Source organism: Escherichia sp. MOD1-EC5189 (genome assembly GCF_002966045.1).
Classification (GTDB): domain Bacteria; phylum Pseudomonadota; class Gammaproteobacteria; order Enterobacterales; family Enterobacteriaceae; genus Escherichia; species Escherichia coli_F.
This window is the reverse complement of the sequence record NZ_PTRX01000095.1, coordinates 1-1,038: the sequence shown is the minus strand read 5'-3', so window position 1 is coordinate 1,038 and position 1,038 is coordinate 1. Positions and strand designations below refer to the sequence as shown.

Annotated in this window: 2 protein-coding genes; both read right to left on the bottom strand. The window is 58.1% G+C overall.

Features of this window, described 5'->3' with window-relative positions; translation table 11 throughout:
- Positions 1-404, bottom strand: a 404-nt coding sequence (locus tag ATB02_RS25680) for a C40 family peptidase (RefSeq protein WP_198550546.1), incomplete at its 3' end; no start/stop codon positions are given.
- A gap of 4 nt (positions 405-408) precedes the next feature.
- Positions 409-1,038 (bottom strand): phage minor tail protein L (locus ATB02_RS25675; protein WP_105272413.1); only part of this gene is annotated, 630 nt, incomplete at its 5' end.

Below are 1,038 nucleotides of genomic sequence, written 5' to 3'. Positions count from 1 at the left end.
TCAATCCCCGCCAGATGGTAAGCATCCCGGAACAGCGTGTAACAGTCCGTCACCCCGTGCTCAAAGCGCCGCCCGGTAAGATGCGGCACACTGCGGAATTTATGAATCTCACCCCGGCAGACCAGCCACCAAGGCAAATCGCTCTGCACCTGCAGCCGCCTGTCAGCCTCACTCAGCCAGGGCAGACCACCGGGGTGGCTGTGGACCAGCGCCACAATCTCACCCTGCATCTCTGCCCGCAGCCAGTCCTCCGGCGACATCCGGAAATACGCCTCCGGCTCACCGGAGATATTCACGCTGGGAAAATATCTTTCCCCCTCCGGCGTTCTCACCACGAAGCCGCACGATTCCGCTGGCGCACATCGCCGGGCGTGCGCCAGAATCGCTGATTCTGTCTGTGTCATGGGATTACTGCGAAAGTTTGTTAATGGAAAGGAAGCCGCCAAAGTTGCCGACGTTATTGCGAAACTTACAACCACTCAGGCATTTGCTGCATTTATCCTTCGTGATATCGGACGTCGGCTGGTCATATTCATCAGCGACAGCCGGACCGCTATAACCGCACTCATCACCGCGATAGGTCCAGGTGCAGGTGTTGGCCAGCATGATGCGCCCCGGAAAAACAGCACCATCCGTTTCCGTCGGTGTGGAGAGCACAAAGGAGGCACTGACCGCACTCAGTTCGCTACACTGCTCGATGCGCCAGCGGCTGATCACCTCCTGCTCCGGATCGGCGTCGCTGTTTCCGTTGACGAAGTTCACCGCATCCAGAAAACGGGCGTAAACCTTACGCCTGACCACCGTTCCGCCGACCAGACTCTGCAGGTCTTCCGCCATCCCGGTGACCATGCCGTGCAGGTTAGAGACCGTCAGTGTCGGACGGGCAGCACTGCCCTTACCGTTCAGTTCAAATCCCGTCCCCTGAATGGGGTATGCCTGATACTGCCGCCCCTGCCAGGTGACCGGCTCACCTTTTTCGTTCTGCTCATTACAGAAAAAATAACGTTCACCACCGACCTCTGTCAGATCGATTTCCCA